This is a genomic window from Mesorhizobium sp. WSM4816 (assembly GCF_055811535.1).
The window spans coordinates 1-21,831 of sequence record NZ_JBVVQR010000056.1; the positions used below are offsets into that span (position 1 = coordinate 1).

Consider the following 21,831-nt stretch of genomic DNA (forward strand, 5'->3'; position numbering starts at 1 on the left):
AAGGTGGATGTTGAATCACCGGAGAAGCTCGTCGTCACATCACAATCGATTCATCGATCACGGGACGTGCTCTAGGCGAATATCATCATGTTGCGGGCAGTTTGCACCTTTATGATGCAGATCGAGGTAAGGCGCGCCAATACTTGGGTGAGTCGCTTCAGTCGCGTTTGGCTATGCCTTCGATGCCTGTCGGTGATCCTACCCAATCTGTCGCGCGGCTCGTGGAGTTAGAGCGGTTGTACCGAACGGGCACGGTTGAAGACTTTACCGTAGCTGGGCTTGAGCCCTACTGGGGCGACTTAGCTCGGCTCCTCATGGCAAAGCGTCTTTTCGTGGAGCACAGGCGCGGCGCAATGCGTCAAGTCCGAAGTGAAATGCATTCGCCGGTCTACGACGCTTATATCCGTGGAGAACACGACCGGCTGGCAGCTAGAGAAGCTCGCGCGGCGCAACTGCAACTGCCAAACTTTGAGTCAGTGGGGTCAGAAGATGAAACCAAGTGAACGCGCGCGAGGAGTGCTGCTCCGCGACGGTTTGATGACCTTCCACCACTCAGTCATGCCGCTGCCGGGCATCATTCCGGCCAACCGTTTGGACGTCTTGGTCGATCAGTTGATCGATAGCTTGCGCCGCATTGAGTATATTTTTCACATCCGCGATCACGATCATGATGAGCGGCGCAAAGACCCGACCTCCGACTTTTTTGATCCTCTAAAGGCGGCGGCCCTGCACGGCCGACAAGGACATAATGACGAAGCCTTCTGGCTGGTCTTTCTTGCTACACATTTCGGCAAGCATGCGATCGATGGCTGGCGACTGTGCCGCGATGTTTACGGCAGGCTGGGCCAAGCGCCTTTTTGGACATGGGAGCAGTTGATTGCTGACGCACCAGCTTTCGGACGATGGCTCCGCGATAACGTAGGTCGTTTGCGCACCGATGGTGTGAGCCGCCGTTTCAGCAATCACCGCAAATACGAAAGCATAGTTGCTCCGCACGGAGCCGGGACGCCTGAGGTAGTTCAGTCTTTTGTGGAATGGGTCTTAGAGGCGGGAGATAACAGGAGAATTATAGTCGCTGCACATCAAGCGGTGGGGCAGCATCCCGGCGAAGCCTTCGACTATCTTTACAGCACCATGGACCGTGTTCGACGCTTCGGCCGCTTGGCTAAATTCGACTATCTGACTATGTTAGGCAAGCTGCATCTGGCCCCGATTGAACCGCCATTGGCCTATCTAAGCGAGGCCACAGGTCCACTTAGAGGCGCTCGTCTGCTATTCAACAATGACGCCAATTCCGCAACCACTGCAGCAGTGCTCGAAGACCGCGCCCGGCTATTGAATCAACATCTCAACGTAGGGATGCAAGCGCTGGAAGACTCGATATGTAACTGGCAAAAGAGCCCAACAATCTACCGCTATTTTAGGGGCTAGACCGTCTCCCGCATCATATGCCAACTCAGCCGTCTTTTTAGGAAATTGAGTTGGTTGAATCTCAGATGCCCTTTGTGCTGCATCTGACCCACTAGAATTCCGGGTGAGGTGCCGATCGACACAGCTTGTCGGACGACACTCCTAAAATCCCTCATACCCGGTGAGAGCCTTTCCCATGTCTCCGAAGGCACCAAAAGATTCGCGGAAAACTCATTGGCCTCATCTTCTTCTGTTTGGGTGACATCGCTCCCATCTTCGAGAAAAAAAGCTCGGTCTGAATGCAAGAGGAGGTGAGCCGCCTCGTGGAAGAACGTGAACCAAAACTGATCATCAGTCTTGTATCGCAAGCTTAATGCGATCATTGCAATTCCACTGGGCAACAAGCGTGTTGCGCCACTGGCTGGACAACCCTGCGGCGTCGGGGCGACGACTAATGCGACGCCGCATGCCGCGCAAAGCTGCCGGAGCTTTGGCATGAAAATCTTTGGGTCCTTCAATAGGGTAAGTGCTCGTAGGTTGGGCAAAGCCCTTCGAAAGGCCGAGGCATCGAATTTATTTGCCGAAATGTTTTCGGCCTTTGTCTCAACAAACCGAAGCCAAGTGACGATCGATATAGGATCGGAAACATAGGATTTTGAGAGCCTGTACGCGGCGGCGCGCGCGAGCGGCCGATAGGTCGCCTCCCAGTCGGCTAGAGACACAACGTCAAAGAACCGTAAGCATTCGGCCAAAAGTTTGTCCGGTCCCCGTGCACTCGATATCCATCCAAATTTCCTCATGTCGGAAATAGGCAGCCTTCCCAACCACTCTGCAGAAGAGGCAGTCGGCGTGCTAGACCTTGTCCTTTCCTGCGCAGTGCGAAACTGCTCCTCCCGCTGCAGCCAAAAGGCTTTTGACGCACCCAAGATATCAGCCAGCGACTCGGCCATGTCGCTATCAATGGGCACTTTCCCCACTAGCAACTGAGATGTGAATTCGCTGGACTCGCCTAGCAGATCGGCGAGGGTTTCGAGGGACATAGAGCGTGCTGCCATTAAGTTGCCAATCGTGGCTCCTGGTGGCGAACACCATCGAGGCTGGAAATTAGCTAGGTCAGGCATCGTCGCCCTCTATTTTTTCTACCCGCACCCTACTCACCATAGACCAGTCAACCTTGCCCACCGCCGCCATAGGGGGATTCAGGTGACTGCATCTCAAAATTAAGAAGCGATCGAACCCAATGGTAATAGTAACCATTTCACCGAGCCCTGCTTCCGATATAATGGGAACGCCGGCGACAACATCTGCGATGCATTCTGCTGCCAAGAGATCGGCCATACGATTGAAAAGATCGCGGGCCACGTCGATGCCGTACCGCGCGGTAGCGGCCTCCGGTTCTTCGCATAACGTGCGAAGCGTTCTGTTTTTGAAGGACACTTCCATCCCACTGCCGAGTTCCGCTTTCGTCAGCCCTTAAGGCTTAGCTCAGACATCGAACATTGCGAGAATCACACCGAACGTCCTCGAACTGATACTGCTGTTCCGCCGAAAGTAAATCTTTGCTACTTTCGTGCTCGAAATGCTCGGCTTCTCTCTGGTACGGCACAGGGTACGTTAGCTGGAACCTAGACTCTCCTAACCCCTTGATTTTCCTAAGCGACTTGGCACAAGCGCAATTCGACATGTATTATTCGCTCTGAGCGGACGAAATCAGGACAAACAAAACCCGCCGGAGCGATTCCGGCGGGGTTTTGTTTGGGATGGCGAACACTCAACTTAGCGGCTGGTGTTGTCGCCTGGCAGAACGCCGACGCGACGGAGAGCGGTCACGGCGCAGACGCAGGGCGTCTACGCCGTGACTGCTCAGGCAGCGGCCTTCTTCTCAGCCGTGTCCACGGAGGCGATCGTCTTCAGGATCTGGGAAGCGATCTGGTAGGGGTCGCCCTGCGAGTTCGGGCGGCGATCCTCGAGATAGCCCTTGTAGCCATTGTTGATGAAGGAATGCGGCACGCGGATCGAGGCGCCGCGGTCGGCGATGCCATAGCTGAACCTGTTCCATGGCGCGGTCTCATGCTTGCCGGTCAGACGCTTGTCGTTGTCCGGCCCGTAGACGGCGATGTGATCCATCAGGTTCTTGTCGAAGGCGGCCATCAGCGCCTCGAAATAGTCTTTTCCGCCGACTTCGCGCATATAAGCGGTCGAGAAGTTGGCGTGCATGCCGGAACCATTCCAGTCGGTGTCGCCGAGCGGCTTGCAGTGGTATTCGATATCGATGCCGTATTTCTCGGTGAGGCGCTGCATCAGGTAGCGGGCCATCCACATCTGATCGGCGGCCTTCTTGGAGCCCTTGCCAAAAATCTGGAATTCCCACTGGCCCTTGGCCACCTCGGCGTTGATGCCTTCATGGTTGATGCCGGCGGCAAGGCAGAGGTCGAGATGCTCCTCGACGATCTGCCTGGCGACGCTGCCGACGTTGCTGTAGCCGACGCCGGTGTAGTACGGGCCTTGCGGCGCGGGGTAGCCGCTCTCGGGGAAGCCGAGCGGGCGGCCGTCCTTGTAGAAGAAATACTCCTGCTCGAAGCCGAACCAGGCGCCCTCGTCGTCGAGGATGGTGGCGCGCTTGTTGGATGCGTGCGGCGTCACGCCGTCCGGCATCATGACTTCGCACATGACGAGCACGCCATTGCTGCGCGCGGGATCCGGATAGATGGCGACCGGCTTCAGCACGCAGTCGGACGAGTGGCCTTCGGCCTGCATGGTCGAGGAACCGTCGAAGCCCCACAGCGGAAGCTGGTCGAGCGTCGGGAATTCGGCATAGTCCTTGATCTGCGTCTTTCCACGAAGGTTGGGAACCGGGGTGTATCCATCGAGCCAAATGTACTCGAGCTTGTATTTCGTCATTCTAGCCTCTCGTTGCTTTGATCACCGAACCTTGGACGGCGCCGGCATGCCAGCCACCCTGCAGCCGACCTGCCGGATTATCAAAAAGCAATTCGTGTGCCATTTTCACCGGCGAAGGATGCGACAAAACTGACGCCGCATCCCGACAAATCCGCTGCCGCGTAATCGCAATGCGTCCGGATCAATCACAAGCATGCTCTGCATAAATAACAGGCAGATACTGATCTTTTTATAATCATATTGCCTAACTGGATTGCAGAACTTATCTTGAGGAAAGATTGAATCGGCAAGGCTCTGCTCAAGAAGGGAGACCGACAATGGAAATCACTCCTACCCGTCAGTCGGCCAAAATCCTGATGTTCCCGGTGGCAGCGCGCGCTTCTGCCTCAAATTTAAGCGGAAAGGCTAAGTTCGCGGCAGAACTTGCTTCATTGCGCAACCGTACGGATTTCGGAAGCGGCTGGTATCACGAAGCGGCCATCGACGAAGAAAAACAAGACCGGAAGAGCTAACCTTTCCTCCGCATCGCTTTTGACGAATTGCAAAGCCCGGCGCGATCGCTCGCGCCGGGCTTTTCATTTTGCCGTCAGGCAAGGATCAGGTCTTGGCGTGCAAGTCCGTTCCCAGCGTATCCTTGACAAAGATCGTACCGATGACCAGCGACATCGCCGCAATCACCACCGGATACCAGAGGCCGTAATAGATATCGCCGCTGTAGGCGCTGAGCGCGAACACCGTCGCCGGCAGCAGGCCGCCGAACCAGCCATTGCCGATGTGATAGGGCAACGACATGCCGGTATAGCGGATGCGGGTCGGGAACATTTCTACCAGGATCGCGGCGATCGGTCCGTAGACCATGGTCACGTAAATGACCAGGATGAACAGGACGCCGATGACCTTTGCCCAGTTGACCTGTTCAGGGTCGGCAAACATCGCAAAGGCGCCTGCCGCCGGGACGTTGTAGACGGTGATCTCGGGCACTGCCGCGGCCTCATCGGCCGTCAGCAGCTTGTCCTTGACCGCCCGGTCGGCCGCAACCGTCGTCTTGTCGCCGGCGCGGATTGCGGCGGCGTCGAGCTTCAGTTCCGGATTGGCTGCGACGAAGGCGTCAAGCTTCTGGTCGGCGACCTTGGCCGCAGCACGCTTCAGCGGATAGCCGCCGTCCCGCAATGCAATGTTGATTGCCTTCTTGAACGCGGCGTCGCTTGAAGTTGCCTTGTCTGCGGCTGCCACGGCATCATAGGACGCCACCGTTGCGGTGCCGATCTTGACACTGGCCGCGGTCCCCGGTGCCGCTGTCGTGACAATGTCATAGGGCACCGAGCTCTTGGCAAGGAAGTCCGTCGCAATATCGCACGACGTCAGAGGCTTGCGCGTTCCGGTCGGATTGAACTGGAACTTGCAGTCGCCAGGTGCAGCGGTAATCGTGGCACGGGTGTTTTGCTGTGCGGTGGCGAGCGCCGGATTGGCTGCCCAGGTCAGCGCCTTGAACAGCGGGAAGGTGGTGACGATCGCCAGCGCCAGGCCCGCCATGATGATCGGCTTGCGGCCGATCTTGTCGGAGAGCCAGCCGAACACGACGAAGAAGATCGTGCCGAGCGCCAGCGCGATAGCGATCATGATGTTGACCGACTGGCCGTCGACCTTGAGCACGTTCTGCAGGAAGAAAAGCGCGTAGAACTGGCCGTTGTACCAGACCACGGCCTGGCCGGCGGTAAGGCCGAAAAGCGCCAGAATGGCGATCTTGGCATTCTTCCACTGTCCGAAGGCTTCCGTCAGCGGCGCCTTGGAGCCCTTGCCCTCGTCCTTCATGCGCTGGAAGGTCGGCGATTCGGCAAGCGACAGGCGAATCCAGACCGATATGCCGAGCAGAATGGCTGAGAGCAGGAATGGAACACGCCAGCCCCAGGCGTCGAAATCCTCCTTGCTCAGCGAATTCTGCACGATAAGGATGACGACCAGCGACAGGAACAGGCCGAGCGTCGCCGTCGTCTGGATCCACGACGTATAGAAGCCGCGGCGGTCGTCGGGCGCATGCTCGGCCACATAGGTCGCCGCACCGCCATATTCACCACCGAGCGCCAGGCCCTGCAGCATGCGCAGCGCAATCAGGATAATAGGCGCTGCAATGCCCCAGCTTGCCGAACCAGGCAGCAGGCCGACCAGGAACGTCGACAGGCCCATGATCATGATGGTGACGAGAAAGGTGTATTTGCGACCAACGAGATCGCCGATGCGGCCGAACACCAGCGCGCCGAACGGGCGCACGAGGAAGCCAGCGGCGAAAACCAGCAGCGTAAAGATGTTGCGCGTCGCTTCCGGATACGAGTTGAAGAATGTCGAGCCGATCGCGGCAGCCAATGCGCCGTAGAGATAGAAATCGTACCATTCGAAAACGGTGCCGAGCGAGGAAGCGAAGATGACTTTCTTCTCTTCCCGCGTCATTCCGCGGCTTGCTCTGCCGGCGGTCACTGCCATTGCCATGAATTCGTCCTCCCGTGACATCTCGCTGTGCTTGATGCTGCGCGGTGTCGCCTCTGGGATCGAACTCGGGCAGCTATCGCCGCGAGAAGTGACAGAAAGCGCCGCCCAGAGGCAGCCCGTCTTTGGGATTATGACTTTGGTCCAATGCATCGGCCCGAACATCGGAATCGATGTTCGGAAAGCACGATGCATAGATTCAAAGTGTTAGAGCGTATTTTGCACGTCCAACTGGAACGCACGTCGCTCTAATAAGGCAAGGCGAAACGAATGAGGGCGGCGATTGCCGTCAGCCCTTGAGCGCATCGAGGAGACCGACGGCGGCCATCATGTCGCGCTTGCGGTGGGCACGGCGGGCGACGGCTTCCGCGTCATGGCCCCAGTGCTCGGCCTGCCAGTCCTCGTCGACATGGCCGGCGGCCCAGGCTGCCTCGCCGTCGATCTCGCCGAAATCGACGGCCAGCGCCAGCAGTGCCGATCCCGTCAACGAGGTCATGACGTGGATGGCGGCAAGCCGGAGCGGGTCGGCACGCTGGGCAAGATGAACGCCGAGCACCGCGATGCTCTCGCGCGGCTGCTCGACATGGATCACCCCTTCGGCGAGGTGAAACCGGGCGCCGAGCGCGCTCCGCGCCCAATCGATGACGGGATCCCAATATTCGTTCTGCCGATCGACGAGCCCTTGGGGGGCGTCGGCGCGATAGCAGAGCAGGTCTGACGAGGCAAAGCGCAGGATGTCTTCCAAAACCGCCTGCGGGTCGCTGGCAACGCCGTCGATGGCCGTGTTGACCAGACGCATGACCGGCATCGTCATCGGGTCGATCGTCTCGCCTTGCGCGGCGAACTCGCCGGCGACCAGAGCGGCGGCTTTTTCGGTCGGCAGGATCAGAAACGCCTTGCCCGGCGTACGGACCGGCTTGCCATCGAGATGAACCGCAAAACCAGCTTCGGCCGGTGCGACCGAGACGGTTTTGTAGAAGCGTTTCGGCAGATGCGTCTTCATCTGGATCTGGGCACGGCGTACCGGATCCGGATCGGAAAGCTGCTTTCCCGCTTCGAGGTCGTTGAGAATATCGCGCATGCCGGAGCCTTTCATCCGGGGATCTGTTTTCGGGCCGGCCGATTCACAATGATCAGACCGGCTGCGATGAGGCCGAGTGCCAGGAAAATACGGATGGTCAGCGGCTCGTTCAAGAAGATGGCGCCGCACAGAACGCCGAACACCGGCGAAAGAAAGGTGAAGCTCGACAGGCCCGATGCCGGATAGCGCCGCAGCAACCAGAACCAGAGCACATAGGTGAAGGCGACGATGTAGACCGCCTGGAAAAGCAAGGCCAAGGTCGGCAAAGCGGCGAAGTCGCGGACGGGCGGCCCGGCGAAAGGCAGCACCAAGGCGCCGACCATCGCAGCGCCCGCCAGTTGGTAGAGCAGCAACTTCTCGGCGCCCGTTTCCGCCAGTTTCGTGCGCTTGATGACGATGTAGGTCAAGGCCCACAGAATGCCGGCGCCGAGACTGAGCAGATCACCAATCAGGGTCGCACCATTATCGGCGCTCAACTGGTCGGAGAACACCGCGACCAGGCCGGCGAAAGCGAGCAGAAGGCCGACGAGCCGGCGCGCGGTGATGCGTTCGTTGAGCAGGAAATGCCCGCCGACCAGCACCCAGAACGGCATGGTGTTGACCAGCAAGGTGTTGCGCGCGACGGTCGTCTGTTCGAGCCCGACATAGAGAAACAGGAACTCGAGACCAAAGAGCGCGCCTGCCAGAATGCCGGCGACAAGGGTTCCGTCGCGGCTGAAAAGCGCAATGCCGCGCCAGCGGCACCAGACGAGAACGCATAGCCCGCCGATGACCGACCGCGCGATCGACAGGAAAACGGGATCGTAGCCAGCATAGGAGATCTTGGCGGCGACGTAGTTCAGCCCCCAGGAAAAGGTCAGTCCGACCATGATGGCGGCGGCGGCCATGTCGACCCTGTCGCGGCGGTCGAGCGTATCGGTGGCCATGCCCACTGGACCTAGTCCTCCGCGCTGGCGTCGTCGAAGCCGATCAGGTTCCAGCTCTGGCGCATATGCGGCGGCATCGGTGCGGTGACGTCGATAAAACCCTTGTCGGGATGCGGGATGACGATGCGGCGCGCGTGCAGATGCAAGCGGTTCTGCATGCCGCCGGGAAAATCCCAATTGGTGTCGGCCTCGAAATATTTTGGATCGCCGATGATCGGGCAGCCGATGTGAGCGGCATGGACGCGAAGCTGGTGGGTGCGGCCGGTATAAGGCTCCATCTCCAGCCAGGACAGGGTCTGCGCCGCCTGCTCGACGATCCGGTAATAAGACACCGCGTGGTCGGCGCCCTTTTCGCCATGCTTGGCGACGCGCACGCGGTCGCCGTCGGGCGTCGGTTCCTTGATCAGCCAAGTCGAGATCTTGTCCTCGCGCTTCGGCGGCACGCCCTTGACCAGCGCCCAATAGGTCTTCTTGGTCTCACGCGCCCGGAACGCCTCGGCCAGCTTCATGGCGGCGAGCCTGGTGCGGGCGACGACCAGCACGCCTGACGTGTCGCGGTCGAGCCGGTGCACCAGACGCGGTTTCTCGCCCTTCTGGCTGCGCCAGGCTTCCAGCATGTCGTCGACATTGCGGGTGACACCTGAGCCACCCTGGACGGCGAGGCCGGCCGGCTTGTTGAAGACAAACACCTTCGGATCTTCATGGATCAGCATCTTGGCCAGAACGTCGGCGTCGCCCTGGTTGCGGATCGAGTGACCGGTGAGCGGGCTCTCGCCCTTCTTGTCCGCTTCGAGCGGTGGGATGCGAACCGTCTGGCCCGGCTCGACGCGGGTATCGGCCTTAACCCTGCCGCCATCGACACGGATCTGGCCGGAGCGCAGCAGTTTTTGCAGATGGCCGAAGCCAAGGCCCGGAAAATGGGTCTTGAACCAGCGGTCGAGCCGCATGCCCGCCTCGCCGGCCTCCACCGTGATCTGTTCTACGCCTGCCATTGTCTCGTTTTTACCCGTTTCCAGCGCATGACCTGAAACGATCTTCGGAAAGGGTCATGCGCAAAATCAAAAAGCTGCAGCGTCCTTGGCGCGCCCTGAGGGACACGCGGCGCTGCAAGCGGGGGCAATAGCATTAAGGCAGGCTTCTTGCGAGCCAAAGACCCAGAAACAGGGCAATGATCGCGCCAATGAGGCTGGCAAGGGCGTATCCGAACGCCGGCAGCGTCGCGCCGCGCTCCCACAGTGTCGCGAAATCGAGCGAAAAGGCGGAGAACGTGGTGAAGCCGCCGAGGATTCCGGTGGCGACGAACAGCCGAAGCTCGTTCGATCCGCCGTAGCGCCGCGCCAGGGTCGTGATGAACAGGCCCATGGCAAACGAGCCGACAATGTTGATCGCCATCGTGCCCCAGGGAAAACTCGGGCCGACAAGACGCAGCGCAACGAAATTGACGACGTGGCGGAGCCCGGCACCAATAGCGCCGCCCGCAGCAACGAGGAGGAGATTGATCATCGCCGTTTACTGCCCTTACAGGGTGGCTCGGTCAATCCCTGCCCCTGAGCGGGAAAGTAGGCGCGAGCCTACTTTTTCCGCTCGCCGCGCAGCTTCGCCCAATAGTCGAGCCGCTTCCTGATATCACGCTCGAACCCGCGCTCGGGCGGATCATAGAATTTACGGCGGCCCATCTTTTCCGGAAAATAATCCTGTCCGGAAAAAGCGTCCGGCTCGTCGTGGTCGTAACGGTAGCCGGCGCCGTAATCTTCTTCCTTCATCAGCTTGGTCGGGGCGTTGAGGATGTGTTTGGGCGGCAGCAATGAGCCGAACTCCTTAACCGCCTGTGTGGCGGCCTTGAAGGCGGTGTAGACGGCGTTGGATTTGGGCGCGCTGGCGAGATAGACCGTGGCCTCGGCGAAGGCGAGTTCGCCCTCTGGCGAGCCCAGATAGTCGTAGGCATCCTTGGCGGCATTGGCGACGACCAGCGCCTGCGGGTCTGCCAGCCCGATATCTTCCATCGCCATGCGCACCAGGCGGCGGCCGAGATAGAGCGGGTCCTCGCCGGCATCGAACATGCGGGCGAGATAATAGAGGGCGGCGTCGGGGTCGGAGCCGCGCACCGATTTGTGCAGCGCCGAGATCAGATTGTAATGGCCGTCCTGGCCCTTGTCGTAGATCGGCGCGCGGCGCTGGACGATGCGCAGCAGGCCCTCGGCGCTGAACACCTCGCCTGACTTGGCGGCGCGCCAGACCTCTTCGGCCAGCGTCAGCGCAGCACGGCCATCGCCATCGCTCATGCGGACGAGCATCGCCCTCGCCTCGTCGTCGAGCGGCAGCGCCCTGCCCTCGGTCTCCTCGGCACGCGCCAGCAGTTTTGCGATGCTGTCCTCACCGAGCGAATGAAAGACCAGCACGCGCGCGCGGGACAGTAGCGCCGCATTCAGCTCGAAGGAGGGGTTTTCGGTGGTGGCGCCAACCAACACGACGGTGCCGTCTTCCATCACAGGCAGAAAACTGTCCTGCTGGGCGCGGTTGAAGCGATGGATCTCGTCGACGAAGAGCAGCGTCTGACGGCCGTTGGTGCGGCGCAGCTTCGCCGCCTCGAACACTCTCTTCAGGTCGGCGACTCCGGAAAACACCGCCGATATCTGTTGGAACGCAAGGCTGGTTTCGCCGGCAAGCAGCCGCGCGACCGTGGTCTTGCCCGTCCCGGGCGGCCCCCAGAAGATCATCGAGCCGAGCGAGCCGGAGCCGATCAGCCGCGTCAGCGCGCCGTCGGGTCCGGTCAGATGCTCCTGGCCGACGACCTCGCTGAGGTTCTGCGGGCGCAGTCGGTCGGCCAGCGGCCTGCCGGGCGGCGCTTTTTCCGGTTCATCGACACTGAACAGATCGGCCATGCACGTCTTTTCGTTGGAGCGCGATCTCGTCCGGAGGATCGACGCTCGGGCTCAGTAGCGCAACACCTGGCGCAGTATCTGCCCGCCGCGCTCGACGGTAAAGCGCCACCAGCGCGTCTCCTGCATGGCTGCCTGTTCCAGGGTCGCGGCGGTATCGATGGTCAAGCCGTTGACCTCGCGAACGATGTCGCCCGGCTGGAAGCCGAAACCGGCTGCGGGCGAACCGCGATTGATGTCGATGACCGTAACACCCTTGACGTCCGTGCGGATGCCGAGCCGCTGGGCGAGCCGCGGCGACAGTTCCGCAACCTTGGCACCGGAGAACGGGCTGCGACCGCGCAGCGTCACTTCCGCGAGTTTCGCACCTTCCGGCGCACGCTCCAGGGCGATGTCCATCGCCGCCTGCTGGCCTTTGCTCAGAACGGCGAAGCCGGCATTGGTGCCGATCGACAGCGTCGCCATCCGGTAATCCAGCGCCTCGATGCTCTCGACCGGCGTGCCATTGAGCGACAGCACGACGTCACCGGCCTTGAGCCCCGCCTTGGCCGCCGGCCCGGCTTCGTCGATGGACGAAACCAGTGCCCCGGTCGGCGTCTCGAGACCGAGCGATTCGGCGATTTGCGGCGTCACGCGCTCGAATTCGGCGCCGATATACGGCCTCTCGAAGAAGTCGCGCCCGGCCTTGGCCGCATCGGCAAACGCGCGAACCATATTGGAGGGAATAGCAAAGCCGATGCCGATCGAGCCGCCGCTGCGGCTGTAGATCGCCGTGTTGATGCCGACCAGTTGGCCACCCATGTTGATCAGCGCACCGCCGGAATTGCCGGGATTGATCGCAGCGTCGGTCTGGATGAAGAAACTGGAATCGGAAACGCCGATGTGGCTGCGGGCGAGTGCCGAAACGATGCCGCTGGTGGTGGTCTGGCCGACACCGAAGGGGTTGCCGATGGCCAACAACAGGTCGCCGACCTCGAGCGCGTCGGAATCGCCGATGGCGACGACGGGAAATGGCTTGTCGACGGAGATCTTGAGAACGGCGAGGTCAAGCGTCTCGTCCTTGAGCAGCACCTTGCTGTCGAATTCACGCCCGTCCGCGGTGGCGACCTTGACCTGATCGGCGTCCTTGATGACGTGGAAATTGGTGACCACTATGCCTGTCGGGTCGACCAGCACGCCAGAGCCGAGCGAAGACTGCGCACGCGGCTGCGAACGGCCGAAGAACTCTTCGAAGAACGGATCGCCGTCGAAGGGCGACCTCAGCCTGGCCGTTTGCGAGGCATAGACATTGACCACGGCCGGCGCCGTCTGCTTGACCAGCGGCGCAAACGACAGTTGCATCTCCTCGCGGCCGAACGGCACGCGCTTGTCTGGACCGGAGGTGGCATTTTCGCCTTCGGCGCCGCGCAACATGTCGGTCAGCACGTCGGACAGACCGGGATCGGCCTTGGTGTCCTGAGCCAGCGCCTGCCTAGCGGCCGGCACGACTGCCGCCGCCATCAAGGCGCAGAGTAGAACAAGGGACAGCCGTTTTACGCGCATTCCGAATCCTCCGGGGTCGGGCGCCATTGTCCCGACGATTGTGCAAAATGAAAGGCTAAGTCGATGTAATCGAATTATTCTCGAGGAAAAGACATGGGCTTAAGTCAAGACAGTCCCCGCAATGCTCCCTACCGCTGCCAGAATGCACAAAAGGGCCCGCAGGCCCTTTTGAACTCTTTGAGGGAAAACCGAAGCTTATGCGGCTGCGGCTTCCTCGTCGGTGCCTTCTGCCTCGATGCGGGCACGGTCGCCGGCGCCCTTGGCCGAGGTGTCGCGATCGACGAACTCGATGACCGCCATGGCGGCATTGTCGCCGTGGCGGAAGCCCGCCTTCATGATGCGCAGATAGCCGCCGTTGCGGGTGGCGTAGCGCGGCGCGATTGTGTCGAACAGGCGCTTGACGACGCCTTCATTGCCGATCTGGGCAATCACCTGGCGGCGGGCGTGCAGGTCGCCGCGCTTGCCGAGCGTCACCAGCTTCTCGACGATCGGACGCAGATCCTTCGCCTTCGGCAAGGTGGTGAGGATCTGCTCATGCTCGATGAGCGACACGGCAAGATTGGCAAACATCGACTTGCGGTGGCTTATGCTGCGGGCGAACCGGCGGCCTTTAAATCCGTGGCGCATGGCTCTTCTCCTGGTGTTGTGGGCGGTTGGCCCGGCTGTTTCGTTTTGTGAATGGTCAATGGTGAATGGTGAATGGAAGGGCTCTACCTCTCCGAAGTCGCCGACCGACGACCATTCACCATTTCACCATTCTCAATTCACCGGTCAGTATTGATCTTCGTAACGCTTGGCGAGGTCTTCGATGTTTTCCGGCGGCCAATCCGGCACTTCCATGCCGAGGTGCAGGCCCATCGCCGCCAGGACTTCCTTGATCTCGTTCAGCGACTTGCGGCCGAAGTTCGGGGTGCGCAGCATCTCGGCTTCGGTCTTCTGGATCAAGTCGCCGATATAGACGATGTTGTCATTCTTCAGGCAGTTGGCCGAACGCACCGAAAGCTCGAGTTCGTCGACCTTCTTGAGCAGCGCCGGGTTGAAGGCAAGCTCGGTCACCTGCTCGGCGGCGACTTCCTTTTGCGGCTCGTCGAAATTGACGAACAGGCCAAGCTGGTCCTGCAGGATGCGGGCGGCGAAAGCCACCGCGTCCTCGCCCGAGATCGAACCGTCGGTGTCGATCGTCATGGTCAGCTTGTCGTAGTCGAGAACCTGGCCCTCGCGGGTGTTCTCGACCTTGTAGGAGACCTTCTTGACCGGCGAGTAGAGGCTGTCGACCGGGATGAGGCCGATCGGCGCGTCTTCGGCGCGATTGCGGTCGGCCGGAACGTAGCCCTTGCCGGTATCGACGGTGAACTCCATGCGGATTTCTGCGCCCTCGTCCAGCGTGCAGATGACGTGGTCGGGATTGAGGATCTCGACGTCGCCGACCGTCTGGATGTCGCCGGCCAGAACAGCGCCCGGTCCCTGCTTGCGCACGACCATGCGCTTGGGGCCGTCGCCTTCCATGCGGATGGCGATTTCCTTGATATTCAAGACGATATCGGTCACGTCCTCACGCACGCCGGCGATGGACGAGAATTCATGCAGAACGCCGTCGATCTGCACGGCGGTCACCGCCGCGCCACGCAGCGAAGACAGAAGCACGCGACGCAGCGCGTTGCCGAGGGTCAGGCCAAAGCCGCGCTCGAGCGGCTCGGCGACCAGCGTGGTCAGCGTCTTCTTCTTCGAAGAGAACTCGATCTTGTTCGGCTTGATCAGTTCCTGCCAATTTTTCTGGATCATGATGCTTTCCTTCCGTTGACCCGCCACCATCCAATCGTGGCGGGCGACCTGGAATGCCGTGGAGGAACGCTCCTGGCGTTCGCGCGGCGTTCGGTAATTTTTTCCCTAAAGCGCGTAGCGCTTCAGGTCTCTGTTCTTATGCCTGTCGTTGCCCCAAACCGCTGCGCTCTCGGTTCAGGCCCGAGGCAATGCTTGGGCGACAATCTTTAGACGCGGCGCTTCTTGCGCGGGCGGCAGCCATTGTGCGGGATCGGCGTCACATCACGGATCGAGGTGATGGTGAAGCCGGCTGCCTGCAATGCGCGCAGCGCCGATTCACGACCCGAGCCCGGTCCGCAGACCTCGACCTCAAGCATGCGCATGCCGTGCTCCTGGGCCTTCTTGGCAACGTCCTCGGCAGCCATCTGGGCAGCGAACGGGGTCGACTTGCGAGATCCCTTGAAGCCCTGGGCTCCCGCCGACGACCAGGCAATCGAATTGCCCTGCGCGTCGGTGATGGTGATCATCGTGTTGTTGAAGGTCGAGTTGACGTGGGCAACGCCCGACGAGATATTCTTGCGTTCGCGACGGCGAACACGTGTGGCTTCCTTGGCCATGATGGTCCTTTCAGTTGATCTCTACACCGCCGTAATGCCAGCGGCTCCACCTTCGTAAGGGAGTAGGGGAATAGGGCAGTAAGGGAGTAGGGAAACGCGCAATCCAATTGGCGGCTGTTCCCTACTGGCCTTACTCCCCTACTCCCTTATTCCCCTAAATTACTTCTTTTTGCCGGCGATCGACTTGGCCGGGCCCTTGCGGGTGCGCGCATTGGTATGCGTGCGCTGGCCGCGAACCGGCAGCGAGCGGCGATGACGCAGGCCGCGGTAGCAGCCGAGGTCCATGAGCCGCTTGATGTTCATCGACACTTCGCGGCGCAGATCGCCCTCGACCTGGTAGTCACGGTCGATCGTCTCGCGGATCTGCAGCACTTCCGCGTCGGTCAGCTGGTTGACGCGACGCTCGGCCGGGATGCCGACCTTGTCGACGATCTCCTGAGCGAAGCTCTTGCCAATGCCGTGAATGTACTGAAGCGCAATGACGACGCGCTTGTTGGTCGGAATGTTGACGCCGGCTATACGAGCCATGTTCTTCTCTTCTCCATGTGGGCCGGACAAGCCGGCGCTGTCAAAGTTGCCCCGCGTCCGGTGGAGGCCGGCCCATGCGGGAGTTTCCAGTTCAAAGCGGCTGCCTTGCCCTTGCGGGCAAGCAAGCCTCATGCCTGATAGGAAGACGGGCCGCCATACCCCAGCGAACCGCTCCAGTCAAGCGCAATCGTTTATTTTCCGTTCGCAGACCGTTGCGCCGCCGCTGGGGTCGCAGCCGTGAGCACCGCTTCGATCTGCCGCGTCACCGCATCGATGTCGGCCATGCCGTCGACACCTCTCAGCTTGCCCTTGGCATAGTAGTAGCCGATCAGCGGCGACGTCTTCTTGTAGTACTCCTTCAGGCGCTCTTCGAACACCGCCGGATTGTCGTCCTTGCGCACCGGCAGACCCGCGGCCTTGGCCTCTTCGGCGCGCTTGCCGATTCGGCCAACCAGCGCCTTGTCGTCGACGACAAGTTCGATGACGGCGTCGAGAGTGAGGCGGCGGGCCGAGAGCATCGATTCAACCGCGTCCGCCTGCACCAGGGTTCGCGGATATCCGTCAAGGATGAATCCCCTTGCGCAATCGGCCTGATCGATACGCTCGGCGACGATAGCGTTGACGATGGCGTCGGAAACCAGTTCGCCAGCGTCCATCACCGTCTTGGCCCGTTTGCCGACTTCGGTGCCGGCCTGGACAGCAGCGCGCAGCATATCGCCCGTCGAGAGTTGGGGAATGCCGTATTTTTCTACCAGTCTTTGTGCTTGCGTCCCCTTGCCCGCCCCTGGCGGCCCAAGCAATATCAACCTCATCTGGCTTTCTTCCCCCCGCGCAGCTTCGACTTCTTGATCAGGCCCTCATACTGGTGCGCGATCAGGTGACCCTGAATTTGCGCCACCGTGTCGAGCGTTACACTGACCACGATCAGAAGCGATGTGCCACCGAGGTAGAATGGTACGCCAGTCGCTGAAATCAGGAACTCGGGCAGCAGACACACCAGCACCAGATAAATGGCGCCGACGACAGTTATGCGGGTAAGGACATAGTCGATGTAATCCGCGGTGCGCTCGCCCGGACGGTAGCCCGGAATGAAACCCGAATGCTTCTTAAGCTGGTCGGCGGTGTCCTTCGGGTTGAAGACGATCGCCGTATAGAAGAAGGCGAAAAACACGATCATCGCCGCATAGAACGCCATGTAGAGCGGCTGGCCATGACCGAGTGCCGCCAGGACGGTGCTGGCCCAGGCTGGCATGTTGGTCGTCTGCGAGAAGCCGGCGACCGTCGCCGGCAGCAACAGCAGCGAAGAGGCGAAGATCGGCGGAATGACGCCGGCCGTGTTGAGCTTGAGCGGCAGGTGCGAGGTGTCGCCCTGGAACATGCGGTTGCCGACCTGGCGCTTGGGATACTGGATCAGCAAGCGCCGCTGGGCGCGCTCGAAGAACACGATCAGCGCGATGACGACGACGGCCAGAACGATGATCGCCAGGATCAGGCCGGTCGACAGCGCGCCGGTGCGGCCAAGTTCCAGCGTACCGGAGATGGCTTGCGGCAGGCCGGCGACGATGCCGGCAAAGATGATCAGCGAAATGCCGTTGCCGATGCCGCGGGCGGTGATCTGCTCGCCGAGCCACATCAGGAACATGGTGCCGCCGACCAGCGTGATGACGGTCGAGATGCGGAAGAACATGCCGGGATCGCTGACGATGCCGCTGCCGCCTTCCAGTCCGACCGCAATGCCGTAGGCCTGGACCAGCGCCAAGAGCACGGTGCCGTAGCGGGTATACTGGTTGATGACCTTGCGGCCCTGCTCGCCTTCCTTCTTCAGCGCCTCCAGTGACGGGATGACGGAGGTCATCAGCTGCATGATGATGGAAGCGGAAATATAGGGCATGATGCCGAGGGCAAAGATCGCCATGCGCTCGACGGCGCCACCGGCGAACATGTTGAACATGCCAAGCACGCCCTTGCTCTGCGACGAGAAGGCCTGGGCGAAAGCGTCGGGATTGATGCCGGGCAGCGGGATATAGGTGCCGAGGCGGTAGACCAGCAACGCACCAACGGTGAACCAGATGCGCTTCTTCAGATCCTCCGCCTTGGCGAAGGCCGAGAAATTCAGATTCGAGGCTAGTTGTTCAGCAGCCGAAGCCATGCCTGATTCTCCGCTTGGTCACGCTCGATGGCCCGCAACTCAGGCGGCGCGTGTCACCGAAGCTCACGAGATAAGCTCCGGACTGCAAACATGCAAGCGGCCGCGTTGACGCGGCCGCCATATTGATCGGATCAAAGCGCAATCAAAAGCGAAACGTGTCCCGCTCTGCCGATCGCGCTTCAAATCGCCGTTACTCGGCTGCTGCCTTTTCCGGCAGCTTCACCGAACCGCCGGCCTTTTCGATCTTCTCGATGGCAGCCTTGGAGGCGCCAGCCACGTCGAAGGCAAGCTTCGACTTGATCTCGCCGTCGGAGAGGATGCGCACGCCGTCCTTGACGCGGCGGATGACGCCGGCCGCGACCAGCGCTTCGGCGGTCACGGTCGTCTTGGCGTCGAGCTTCTTGGCATCGAGCGCAGCCTGGATGCGGGCCAGCGACACGACGGCAAAGCTCTTGGCGAAGATGTTGTTGAAGCCACGCTTCGGCAAGCGCCGGTAGAGCGGCATCTGGCCACCCTCGAAGCCGTTGACGGCGACGCCAGAGCGCGCCTTCTGGCCCTTGACGCCGCGACCGGCGGTCTTGCCCGAGCCGGAGCCGATGCCGCGGCCGAGACGCTTCCTGGAATGCGTCGCGCCGTCCTTGTCACGCAGATCGTTGAGTTTCATCTGAGTTCTCCTGCGCTCTGGTTCAGCCCTCGTCCACGACGCGGACGAGATGCTGGACGGCAGCGATCATGCCGCGCACGGAGGGGGTGTCCTCCAGCGTGCGCTGCTTGTGCATCTTGTTGAGGCCGAGGCCGACCAGCGTCGCGCGCTGCTCCTTCGGCCGGCGGATCGGCGAACCGATCTGCTCGACGGTGATGGTCTTGGTTGCTTTCTTGGCCATGGTCAATATCCCTGGTCAGCGTCGACTATTCTTCGGCCGCAACGGCGGTGCCGCGGCGGGCCTGAAGGGTCGAATACTTGATGCCGCGCGCGGCAGCCACATCCTTGGGATGCATCTGGCTCTTCAGCGCGTCGAAGGTGGCGCGAACCATGTTGTAGGGGTTCGACGAACCCATCGACTTGGCGACCACGTCATGCATGCCGAGCGTCTCGAAGACGGCGCGCATCGGGCCGCCGGCGATGATGCCGGTACCCTGCTTGGCAGCGCGCAGCAGAACGCGTCCGGCGCCCCAGCGTCCTTCGACGTCGTGATGCAGCGTACGGCCCGAGCGCAGCGGCACGAAGATCATGTCGCGCTTGGCCGATTCGGTCGCCTTGCGGATCGCCTCCGGCACTTCGCGCGCCTTGCCATGACCGAAGCCGACGCGGCCCTTCTGGTCGCCGACGACGACGAGTGCTGCAAAGCCGAAGCGCCGGCCGCCCTTGACGACCTTGGCGACGCGGTTGATGTGGACGAGCTTGTCCACCATGCCGTCGTCGCGCTCTTCGCGATCACGGCCGCGGCCGCCATCCCTACGTTCCTGTGCCATATCCTGTTCCTTGTTTTTTTCCGGAAGCACGGTTGATGATGATATCCGGTTCCCTCTGTGGGTTGCCGGGAGCGAAACTCATTTTTCCCTTCGCATGATCTTATCCGAAAAGTCTGCAACTTATTGCTGCGCTGACCTCCGGTTCAGGATCATGCTTTAGAAGCTCAAGCCACCTTCACGGGCGGCCTCGGCCAGCGCCTTGACGCGGCCGTGATAGATGTACGGTCCGCGGTCGAAGACGACTTCCTTGACGCCGGCCTTCGAAGCGCGCTCGGCAATCAGCTTGCCGATTGCCACAGCGGCGGCAGTGTCGGCACCGGTCTTGAGCGAACCCTTGAGGTCCTTCTCCAGCGTCGAGGCGGCAGCGATGGTGTGGCCCTTGGCGTCGTCGATGACCTGGACGTAGATGTTCTTCGACGTGCGGTGGACCGAAAGACGCGGACGCTCGCCAGCGACCTTCTTGATCTGGCGGCGGACGCGCTGAGCGCGGCGTTGGGTGGAGTCTTTCGAGCCCATGATATCAGTTCCTTGCCTTCAAAAAACGGGGGCAACCCTGTGCGGTAGGACAAGCCTCCCGCGACCGCTCCCCGCGGCGTTGCTTTGCAGTGAATGGTGAATGGAAAAATGGTGAAAGGTAGAAACCAGGTGCCGCCCGGCTCCTGCCCATCCTACTGCCATTTTACCATTCACCATTCACCATTGACGAAATTACTTCTTCTTGCCTTCCTTGCGGACGATCTTCTCGCCAGCGTAACGAACGCCCTTGCCCTTGTACGGCTCAGGACCGCGATATTCGCGGATCTCGGCAGCGACCTGACCGACCTTCTGCTTGTCGATGCCGGTCACGGTGATTTCCGTCGGCTTCGGCACGGTGATGGTGATGTCCTGCGGCGTTTCGTAGACGACGTCATGGCTGAAGCCGAGCGCCAGCTGCAGGTTCTTGCCCTGCATGGCGGCGCGATAGCCGACGCCGGTGATCTCGAGCTTCTTTTCGAAACCGTCCTTGACGCCCTGCAGGATGTTGACGATCTGCGTGCGCGACATGCCCCATTTGGAACGGGCGGTCTTGGTCTGGTCGCGTGGCTGGACAGCGATCTCGCTGCCTTCCATCTTGACCAGCACTTCGTCGTTGACCACGAACTTCAGCTCACCCTTGGGGCCCTTCGCCGTGACGGTCTGGCCGTCGACGGTCGCGGTCACGCCCTGCGGCAGCGAAACGGGTTTCTTTCCAATACGAGACATTCTGTTGTCCTCGTCACTTCTCTTGTTTCAGGTCTCTGTTTCGAGCGTGATCTTGTCCGAATCCGGGTCCACTTTTCACTGCGTGGTTCGGTTCGGGATGGCGCTCCAGATCAGAAGATCTGGCAGAGGATTTCCCCGCCGACATTCTGTTCACGCGCTTCGTGGTCGGCCATCACGCCCTTCGGCGTCGAAAGGATGGCGATGCCGAGGCCGTTGGCGACGTGCGGGATCGACTTCGCCGAAACGTAAACGCGACGGCCCGGCTTCGAGACGCGGGCGATTTCGCGCACCACCGGCGCACCGTCGAAATACTTCAGCTCGATCTCGATTTCGGACTTGCCGTTGTCGAAGTCGGTCTGGCTGTAGTCGCGGATATAGCCTTCCGCCTTCAGCACGTCGAGGACGCGGGTGCGCAGGCGCGAGGCCGGCGTCGAAACGCTCGACTTCTTGCGGCCATAGGCGTTGCGGATGCGGGTCAGCATATCGCCGAGAGGATCGCTCAATGACATGTTATGTCCTCCTTACCAGCTCGACTTGACCAGGCCCGGGATCTGGCCGTTATTGCCGAGATCACGAAGCGCGATGCGCGATACTTTGAGCTTGCGATAATAGGCACGCGGACGTCCGGTGACTTCGCAGCGGTTGCGGATGCGGATCTTGGCCGAGTTGCGCGGCAGTGCCGCAAGCTTCAGCTGAGCGCGGAAGCGCTCTTCCATTGGCTTGGACTGATCCATGATGATCGCCTTGAGGACCTTACGCTTGGCAGCGTACTGGTCCACAAGCTTGCGGCGCCTGTTGTTCTTCTCGACTGAGCTGGTCTTTGCCATTTCAGATTTTTCCT

Annotated in this window: 26 protein-coding genes; 2 read left to right on the top strand and 24 right to left on the bottom strand. The window is 61.0% G+C overall.

Translation table 11 applies throughout. From position 1 onward, the window contains the following. Positions 1-405 precede the first annotated feature (405 nt). Complete coding sequence (locus tag AC0L3H_RS31155; RefSeq protein WP_473588041.1) at positions 406-1,431, top strand: alpha-glutamyl/putrescinyl thymine pyrophosphorylase clade 3 protein; 1,026 nt, start codon at positions 406-408, stop codon at positions 1,429-1,431. Here the strand turns inward: AC0L3H_RS31155 and AC0L3H_RS31160 are convergent. The 4 genes from AC0L3H_RS31160 to AC0L3H_RS31175 form a co-directional block, all read right to left on the bottom strand. Then, positions 1,428-2,450, bottom strand: a complete 1,023-nt coding sequence (locus tag AC0L3H_RS31160) for an ImmA/IrrE family metallo-endopeptidase (protein ID WP_473588042.1) — start codon at positions 2,448-2,450, stop codon at positions 1,428-1,430. The genes AC0L3H_RS31155 and AC0L3H_RS31160 overlap by 4 nt on opposite strands. Before the next feature lie 73 nt (positions 2,451-2,523). Further along, entirely contained in the window at positions 2,524-2,853 is a 330-nt protein-coding gene (locus tag AC0L3H_RS31165) for a hypothetical protein (protein ID WP_473588043.1), read from the bottom strand. A gap of 420 nt (positions 2,854-3,273) precedes the next feature. Beyond that, positions 3,274-4,311 carry a glutamine synthetase beta-grasp domain-containing protein gene (locus tag AC0L3H_RS31170; protein ID WP_473507625.1) on the bottom strand — a complete coding sequence of 346 codons (1,038 nt, stop codon included), beginning with the start codon at positions 4,309-4,311 and terminating at the stop codon, positions 3,274-3,276. A 105-nt stretch (positions 4,312-4,416) separates the two neighbouring features. Then, positions 4,417-4,629: a hypothetical protein gene (locus AC0L3H_RS31175; RefSeq protein WP_473588044.1), complete on the bottom strand. Its 213-nt coding sequence runs from the start codon at positions 4,627-4,629 to the stop codon at positions 4,417-4,419. Between AC0L3H_RS31175 and AC0L3H_RS31180 the strand changes: the two genes are divergently transcribed. Continuing rightward, positions 4,629-4,823, top strand: coding sequence for a DUF2735 domain-containing protein (locus tag AC0L3H_RS31180; protein ID WP_473588045.1), 195 nt, complete (start codon positions 4,629-4,631; stop codon positions 4,821-4,823). The two genes, AC0L3H_RS31175 and AC0L3H_RS31180, sit on opposite strands and share 1 nt — an antisense overlap. An 85-nt stretch (positions 4,824-4,908) precedes the next feature. Here the strand turns inward: AC0L3H_RS31180 and AC0L3H_RS31185 are convergent, their stop codons facing one another. The 20 genes from AC0L3H_RS31185 to rpsN all read right to left on the bottom strand — a co-directional run bounded on the left by AC0L3H_RS31185 (position 4,909) and on the right by rpsN (position 21,817). Continuing rightward, positions 4,909-6,795, bottom strand: coding sequence for an MFS transporter (locus tag AC0L3H_RS31185; RefSeq protein ID WP_473588046.1), 1,887 nt, complete (start codon positions 6,793-6,795; stop codon positions 4,909-4,911). A gap of 286 nt (positions 6,796-7,081) precedes the next feature. After that, positions 7,082-7,873: an ATP12 family chaperone protein gene (locus AC0L3H_RS31190; RefSeq protein WP_473588047.1), complete on the bottom strand. Its 792-nt coding sequence runs from the start codon at positions 7,871-7,873 to the stop codon at positions 7,082-7,084. An 11-nt stretch (positions 7,874-7,884) separates the two neighbouring features. Then, positions 7,885-8,799 (bottom strand): DMT family transporter, encoded by a 915-nt coding sequence (locus tag AC0L3H_RS31195; protein WP_473588052.1) that lies wholly within the window; start codon positions 8,797-8,799, stop codon positions 7,885-7,887. A gap of 11 nt (positions 8,800-8,810) precedes the next feature. Beyond that, a complete protein-coding gene (locus AC0L3H_RS31200; protein WP_473588048.1) occupies positions 8,811-9,791 on the bottom strand; it encodes an RluA family pseudouridine synthase in 981 nt (326 codons plus the stop codon). Between the two features lie 133 nt (positions 9,792-9,924). Continuing rightward, on the bottom strand, positions 9,925-10,302 hold the full coding sequence (gene crcB, locus AC0L3H_RS31205) for a fluoride efflux transporter CrcB (protein WP_128169094.1): 378 nt from the start codon (positions 10,300-10,302) through the stop codon (positions 9,925-9,927). A gap of 68 nt (positions 10,303-10,370) precedes the next feature. Beyond that, on the bottom strand, positions 10,371-11,681 hold the full coding sequence (locus tag AC0L3H_RS31210; RefSeq protein WP_473588049.1) for a replication-associated recombination protein A: 1,311 nt from the start codon (positions 11,679-11,681) through the stop codon (positions 10,371-10,373). A 51-nt stretch (positions 11,682-11,732) separates the two neighbouring features. Further along, entirely contained in the window at positions 11,733-13,220 is a 1,488-nt protein-coding gene (locus AC0L3H_RS31215; RefSeq protein ID WP_473588050.1) for a DegQ family serine endoprotease, read from the bottom strand. Between the two features lie 195 nt (positions 13,221-13,415). Beyond that, positions 13,416-13,847, bottom strand: coding sequence for a 50S ribosomal protein L17 (gene rplQ / locus AC0L3H_RS31220; RefSeq protein ID WP_023799277.1), 432 nt, complete (start codon positions 13,845-13,847; stop codon positions 13,416-13,418). Between the two features lie 144 nt (positions 13,848-13,991). After that, complete coding sequence (locus AC0L3H_RS31225; RefSeq protein ID WP_023799278.1) at positions 13,992-15,002, bottom strand: DNA-directed RNA polymerase subunit alpha; 1,011 nt, start codon at positions 15,000-15,002, stop codon at positions 13,992-13,994. A 206-nt stretch (positions 15,003-15,208) separates the two neighbouring features. Next, positions 15,209-15,598: a 30S ribosomal protein S11 gene (gene rpsK / locus AC0L3H_RS31230; protein WP_023799279.1), complete on the bottom strand. Its 390-nt coding sequence runs from the start codon at positions 15,596-15,598 to the stop codon at positions 15,209-15,211. A 159-nt stretch (positions 15,599-15,757) separates the two neighbouring features. Continuing rightward, entirely contained in the window at positions 15,758-16,126 is a 369-nt protein-coding gene (gene rpsM / locus AC0L3H_RS31235; RefSeq protein ID WP_023799280.1) for a 30S ribosomal protein S13, read from the bottom strand. A gap of 191 nt (positions 16,127-16,317) precedes the next feature. Then, complete coding sequence (locus tag AC0L3H_RS31240) at positions 16,318-16,938, bottom strand: adenylate kinase (protein WP_473588051.1); 621 nt, start codon at positions 16,936-16,938, stop codon at positions 16,318-16,320. After that, a complete protein-coding gene (secY, locus tag AC0L3H_RS31245; RefSeq protein WP_091591192.1) occupies positions 16,935-18,275 on the bottom strand; it encodes a preprotein translocase subunit SecY in 1,341 nt (446 codons plus the stop codon). The genes AC0L3H_RS31240 and secY overlap by 4 nt, the downstream gene beginning before the upstream one ends. Positions 18,276-18,465: 190 nt before the next feature. After that, entirely contained in the window at positions 18,466-18,939 is a 474-nt protein-coding gene (rplO, locus tag AC0L3H_RS31250) for a 50S ribosomal protein L15 (RefSeq protein WP_027154037.1), read from the bottom strand. Between the two features lie 22 nt (positions 18,940-18,961). Further along, on the bottom strand, positions 18,962-19,159 hold the full coding sequence (rpmD, locus tag AC0L3H_RS31255; protein ID WP_006205449.1) for a 50S ribosomal protein L30: 198 nt from the start codon (positions 19,157-19,159) through the stop codon (positions 18,962-18,964). A gap of 25 nt (positions 19,160-19,184) precedes the next feature. After that, positions 19,185-19,748, bottom strand: coding sequence for a 30S ribosomal protein S5 (gene rpsE, locus AC0L3H_RS31260; RefSeq protein ID WP_006333394.1), 564 nt, complete (start codon positions 19,746-19,748; stop codon positions 19,185-19,187). A gap of 156 nt (positions 19,749-19,904) precedes the next feature. Beyond that, positions 19,905-20,264, bottom strand: a complete 360-nt coding sequence (rplR, locus tag AC0L3H_RS31265) for a 50S ribosomal protein L18 (protein WP_023799284.1) — start codon at positions 20,262-20,264, stop codon at positions 19,905-19,907. A 192-nt stretch (positions 20,265-20,456) separates the two neighbouring features. Continuing rightward, positions 20,457-20,990 carry a 50S ribosomal protein L6 gene (gene rplF, locus AC0L3H_RS31270; protein ID WP_023799285.1) on the bottom strand — a complete coding sequence of 178 codons (534 nt, stop codon included), beginning with the start codon at positions 20,988-20,990 and terminating at the stop codon, positions 20,457-20,459. Positions 20,991-21,100: 110 nt separating this feature from the next. Continuing rightward, complete coding sequence (rpsH, locus tag AC0L3H_RS31275; protein ID WP_006205453.1) at positions 21,101-21,499, bottom strand: 30S ribosomal protein S8; 399 nt, start codon at positions 21,497-21,499, stop codon at positions 21,101-21,103. A gap of 12 nt (positions 21,500-21,511) precedes the next feature. Then, positions 21,512-21,817: a 30S ribosomal protein S14 gene (rpsN, locus tag AC0L3H_RS31280; protein WP_023799286.1), complete on the bottom strand. Its 306-nt coding sequence runs from the start codon at positions 21,815-21,817 to the stop codon at positions 21,512-21,514. Positions 21,818-21,831: the final 14 nt, after the last annotated feature.